2 tRNA genes and 3 rRNA genes are annotated in these 6,036 nt (G+C 52.8%); all 5 read left to right on the top strand.

The window, feature by feature from the left end:
* Positions 1-581 precede the first annotated feature (581 nt).
* Positions 582-2,067: ribosomal RNA gene (locus DXY33_RS11890) — 16S ribosomal RNA — on the top strand.
* A 184-nt stretch (positions 2,068-2,251) separates the two neighbouring features.
* Positions 2,252-2,325: transfer RNA gene (locus DXY33_RS11885), tRNA-Ile, on the top strand.
* 9 nt (positions 2,326-2,334) lie between these two features.
* Positions 2,335-2,407 (top strand) — tRNA-Ala (locus tag DXY33_RS11880).
* 434 nt (positions 2,408-2,841) lie between these two features.
* A 23S ribosomal RNA gene (locus DXY33_RS11875) occupies positions 2,842-5,709 on the top strand.
* Positions 5,710-5,819: 110 nt separating this feature from the next.
* Positions 5,820-5,936, top strand: a 5S ribosomal RNA gene (rrf, locus tag DXY33_RS11870).
* Together the 16S, 23S and 5S rRNA genes with 2 tRNA genes alongside form the textbook arrangement of a ribosomal RNA operon.
* Positions 5,937-6,036: the final 100 nt, after the last annotated feature.

Here is a 6,036-nt window from a genome sequence, read left to right as displayed (position 1 = left end):
TGTGGTGTTATGGTTTTGTCTTGCGCGGGAGCCGAGAGGCGAGCGCGCAAGCCGAAGCGCTTGAGGCGAATGTCTTGATGTGTCTGAGGCGGCTTACGAGACCAAGAGGGAGCGATCCCACGGTGTTGTAAGTTCTTCAAGCGGTCGCGAGAGGCCGCGAAGACCAACCAACCGATCTCCTGAGAGGGAGTGAGGAACAGTGTGGTCGCACCTGGACAATTGAAAAGTTTAGGAACTGACGCTTTCATCGCGTTTGGTTCTGAGCCGAGCCGAGAGGTGAGGTGAGGGGCCGAATGAAAGAGCGATGAAGGTGTGAGGTCCCGTCAAAAAATTTCGTTGCGCTGAAGCAATTCGCTGCAACGGGAGGGTTTTCACGAGCTCTCTTGTTGCCGGTGTGCGAATTGTGGAGCAACAACCGGATCTGAGATCCCGGAAAGTCATTGAAAGAGAAATCTAGAGATGCACTCTTAAGAACCCTTTTGTGTCAGCAAAAGGAGGCCTCAACTGTTGCCAGTTTTCACTGAGTAATGGGTGACGCAAATCATTTTGAGGACGTGAGAACGTCTAAGAGGAAATGATCTACAACGGAGAGTTTGATCCTGGCTCAGGATGAACGCTGGCGGCGTGCTTAACACATGCAAGTCGAACGAACCTTCGGGTTAGTGGCGGACGGGTGAGTAACGCGTGAGAATCTGCCCTCAGGAGGGGGACAACAGCTGGAAACGGCTGCTAATACCCCATATGCCGCGAGGTGAAATGAATTTCGCCTGAGGATGAGCTCGCGTCTGATTAGCTAGTTGGTGTAGGTAATGGCTCACCAAGGCATCGATCAGTAGCTGGTCTGAGAGGATGATCAGCCACACTGGGACTGAGACACGGCCCAGACTCCTACGGGAGGCAGCAGTGGGGAATTTTCCGCAATGGGCGAAAGCCTGACGGAGCAACGCCGCGTGAGGGATGAAGGCCTCTGGGCTGTAAACCTCTTTTATCAAGGAAGAAGATCTGACGGTACTTGATGAATAAGCCACGGCTAATTCCGTGCCAGCAGCCGCGGTAATACGGGAGTGGCAAGCGTTATCCGGAATTATTGGGCGTAAAGCGTCCGCAGGCGGCCCTTCAAGTCTGCTGTTAAAAAGTGGAGCTTAACTCCATCATGGCAGTGGAAACTGTTGGGCTTGAGTGTGGTAGGGGCAGAGGGAATTCCCGGTGTAGCGGTGAAATGCGTAGATATCGGGAAGAACACCAGTGGCGAAGGCGCTCTGCTGGGCCATCACTGACGCTCATGGACGAAAGCCAGGGGAGCGAAAGGGATTAGATACCCCTGTAGTCCTGGCCGTAAACGATGAACACTAGGTGTCGGGGGAATCGACCCCCTCGGTGTCGTAGCCAACGCGTTAAGTGTTCCGCCTGGGGAGTACGCACGCAAGTGTGAAACTCAAAGGAATTGACGGGGGCCCGCACAAGCGGTGGAGTATGTGGTTTAATTCGATGCAACGCGAAGAACCTTACCAGGGTTTGACATCCTGCGAATCTCTTGGAAACAGGAGAGTGCCTTCGGGAACGCAGTGACAGGTGGTGCATGGCTGTCGTCAGCTCGTGTCGTGAGATGTTGGGTTAAGTCCCGCAACGAGCGCAACCCACGTCTTTAGTTGCCAGCATTTAGTTGGGCACTCTAGAGAGACTGCCGGTGATAAACCGGAGGAAGGTGTGGATGACGTCAAGTCATCATGCCCCTTACATCCTGGGCTACACACGTACTACAATGCTACGGACAAAGGGCAGCAAGTTCGCGAGGACAAGCAAATCCCATAAACCGTGGCTCAGTTCAGATCGTAGGCTGCAACTCGCCTACGTGAAGGCGGAATCGCTAGTAATCGCAGGTCAGCATACTGCGGTGAATACGTTCCCGGGCCTTGTACACACCGCCCGTCACACCATGGAAGTTGGCCACGCCCGAAGCCGTTACTCCAACCCTTGTGGAGGAGGACGTCGAAGGTGGGGCTGATGACTGGGGTGAAGTCGTAACAAGGTATCCGTACCGGAAGGTGCGGATGGATCACCTCCTAACAGGGAGACAACACAATGATTTTGATGCCTGAGTACTTTTATTCTTAGGCCGAAATCCTGTCACCTTAGGTCGATCGGTACCTCAGCTTTGAAGTTAAGGATCAGCAGCAATGTTGATTGCTTGATGGAGATTTTCAGTTCCTAAACTTTGTCTAGGTCACACCCCAAAAGGGATGAGACTCCTGGGCCATTAGCTCAGGTGGTTAGAGCGCACCCCTGATAAGGGTGAGGTCCCTGGTTCAAGTCCAGGATGGCCCATTCGGTGTTGGGGGTTTAGCTCAGTTGGTAGAGCGCCTGCTTTGCAAGCAGGATGTCAGGAGTTCGAGTCTCCTAACCTCCACTGACCGAACTTGATTCCCATCTCCAATTTTTTGGAGTTGAGCTCGATTGGAGTGTGATTTAGATGTGTCCGCTGGATGACCCCAGCTTCCTGTCATTCCAAGTTTTAGGTTAAAGCCTTGAATTTGGTTGATAAGATGCTGGGCTCGGATCAGATGATCAAGCAATTGATGATTTGATTTGAAGTTCTAGCAGAACCTTGACAACTGCATAGGTGAGTCTGGAAAAAACAAAGCATCTTACAGATGCATTGTTTTGAATCTGATCTTCTGAAAGGGAGATTGGATCTAGAACAATGAAAATTCTTTTGAGCAAGAGCCGAGACTCTTGAACGTTCTTTGATTGGTGTCGAGCCAATCAGAGTTTGATCTTGTTTTTAGCAATAAAAACTTGAGAATCTGCTTTCAACGGCGGTAAGCGTTCAGGAGGTTAATTGGTCAAGCTACAAAGGGCTCACGGCGGATACCTTGGCACACAGAGGCGATGAAGGACGTGGTTACCTGCGATAAGTCTCGGGGAGCTGGAAGCACGCTTTGATCCGGGAATTTCCGAATGGGGCAACCCTTAATACGGCCAGCTGAATCCATAGGCTGGCACGAGCCAACCCAGCGAACTGAAACATCTTAGTAGCTGGAGGAAAGGAAAGTAAAAACGACTCCCTAAGTAGCGGCGAGCGAACGGGGAAGAGCCTAAACCGATACTTTCGAGTATCGGGGTTGTGGGACAGCAACGTGTATCAGGGAAGTTAGGAGAAGTGCTTGAATGGCACGCCACAGAGGGTGAAAGCCCCGTAACCGAAAACTGAACTGAGCTAGCTGTATCCCGAGTAGCACGGAGCACGTGAAATTCCGTGTGAATCCGCGAGGACCACCTCGTAAGGCTAAGTACTACTGTGTGACCGATAGCGAAACAGTACCGCGAGGGAAAGGTGAAAAGAACCCCGGGAGGGGAGTGAAATAGAACATGAAACCGTGAGCCTACAAGCAATGGGAGCCCTACTTATAGGGTGACCGTGTGCCTGTTGAAGAATGAGCCGGCGACTTATAGGCACTGGCGGGTTAAACCGGAAATGGTGGAGCCATAGCGAAAGCGAGTCTGAATAGGGCGTTTGTCAGTGTTTATAGACCCGAACCCGGGTGATCTAACCATGGCCAGGATGAAGCTTGGGTGATACCAAGTGGAGGTCCGAACCGACTGACGTTGAAAAGTCAGCGGATGAGCTGTGGTTAGGGGTGAAATGCCAATCGAACCCGGAGCTAGCTGGTTCTCCCCGAAATACGTTGAGGCGTAGCGTCTCGTGCTCCAGCAGGGGGGTAAAGCCACCATTTCGGTGCGGGCTGCGAGAGCGGTACCAAATCGAGATGAACTCTGAATACCCTGTGTGTAGCGAGGCAGTCAGACTGTGGGGGATAAGCTCCATGGTCGAGAGGGAAACAGCCCAGACCGCCAGCTAAGGTCCCCAAATCAACACTAAGTGATAAAGGAGGTGGGATTGCATAGACAACCAGGAGGTTTGCCTAGAAGCAGCCATCCTCAAAGGAGTGCGTAATAGCTCACTGGTCGAGCGATCCTGCGCCGAAAATGAACGGGGCTAAGTGTTGTACCGAAGCTGCGGATTTTTATGGTAGGGGAGCGTTCTATGTGGGGCGAAGCGTTAGCGTGAGCGGGCGTGGACTGCATAGAAGTGAGAATGTCGGCTTGAGTAGCGAAAACATGGGTGAGAATCCCATGCACCGAAACCCTAAGGGTTCCTCCGGCAGGCTCGTCCGCGGAGGGTTAGTCTGGACCTAAGGCGAGGCCGAAAGGCGTAGTCGATGGATAACAGGTCAACATTCCTGTACCGGTCATGTTTTGGGAAGAGGGACGGAGAAGGCTAGCCAAGCCAGATGTTGGTTACTGGTTCAAGCGTTCGAGGCGTTGAGGAGCGGTGAAAACGTTCCGAGCTGAGGCGTGAGTACGAGCTGCTACGGCAGCGAAGTTGGTGACGTCAAGCTTCCAAGAAAAGCTCTATACCCGTTAAGGCATGACTGCCAGTACCCGAAACCGACACAGGTGGGGTGGTAGAGAATACCGAGGTGCGCGAGGTAACTCTCTCTAAGGAACTCGGCAAAATGGCCCCGTAACTTCGGGAGAAGGGGTGCCACCGCAAGGTGGTCGCAGTGAAGAGGCCCTGGCGACTGTTTACCAAAAACACAGGTCTCCGCTAAGTCGCAAGACGATGTATGGGGGCTGACGCCTGCCCAGTGCCGGAAGGTTAAGGAAGCCGGTCAGCGTAAGCGAAGCTGGCGACTGAAGCCCCGGTGAACGGCGGCCGTAACTATAACGGTCCTAAGGTAGCGAAATTCCTTGTCGGGTAAGTTCCGACCCGCACGAAAGGCGTAACGATCAGGGCGCTGTCTCGGAGAGAGGCTCGGCGAAATAGAATTGTCTGTGAAGATGCGGACTACGTACACCTGGACAGAAAGACCCTATGAAGCTTTACTGTAGCTTGGTATTGTGCCCGGGCTCTGAATGCGCAGGATAGGTGGGAGACGTTGATCTCATGGTTGCGGCTATGAGTTAGTCACTGGTGAGATACCACTCTTTCAGAGCTAGGGTTCTAACGTTCACCCGTTATCCGGGGAGCGGACAGTATCAGGTGGGCAGTTTGACTGGGGCGGTCGCCTCCTAAAAGGTAACGGAGGCGCACAAAGGTTTCCTCAGGCTGGTTGGAAATCAGCTGACGAGTGCAAAAGCAGAAGGAAGCTTGACTGTGAGACCTACAAGTCGAACAGGGACGAAAGTCGGTTTTAGTGATCCGACGGTTCTGAGTGGAAGGGCCGTCGCTCAACGGATAAAAGTTACTCTAGGGATAACAGGCTGATCTCCCCCAAGAGTTCACATCGACGGGGAGGTTTGGCACCTCGATGTCGGCTCATCGCAACCTGGGGCTGAAGTCGGTCCCAAGGGTTGGGCTGTTCGCCCATTAAAGCGGTACGCGAGCTGGGTTCAGAACGTCGTGAGACAGTTCGGTCCATATCCGGTGTACGCGCAGGAACATTGAGAGGATTTCTCCCTAGTACGAGAGGACCGGGAGGAACGCACCTCTGGTGTACCAGTTATCGTGCCAACGGTAAACGCTGGGTAGCCATGTGCGGAGTGGATAACCGCTGAAAGCATCTAAGTGGGAAGCCCACCTCAAGATGAGTGTTCCCATGGGGTAACCCAGTAAGGTCACGGGAAGAACACCCGTTGATAGGCTCTACGTGGAAGTCCAGTAATGGATGCAGCGGAGGAGTACTAATAGACCGAGGGCTTGACCAACATTTTGGTTCTTGCCTGAAGACTCATTTCTTTGTTTGATTCAGACGTGCAGCTTTAGTTGCAGATCCTATGCAGTTCTCAGGGTTCATCCCTTGAGAATGTTTATCTATCCTGGTGTCCATGGCGGTGTGGTCCCACTCCGATCCATCCCGAACTCGGTTGTGAAACGCATCAGCGGCGACGATATTTGGGGGGTAGCCCCCTGAGAAAATAGCTCGATGCCAGGTAAAACATTCTCCAAATAGGTTGATGATGTGCTGATTGCTGAAGCGATTACCATCACCACCCACGAAGAAGCCACCTCACCTTGAGGTGGCTTTTTTGTTG

Origin of the sequence: Synechococcus sp. N26 (genome assembly GCF_900473975.1) — a bacterium.
Taxonomy (GTDB): Bacteria; Cyanobacteriota; Cyanobacteriia; order PCC-6307; family Cyanobiaceae; genus Parasynechococcus.
The sequence above is the reverse complement of the archived record's forward strand: the minus strand, read 5'-3'. Positions and strand labels throughout refer to the sequence as shown.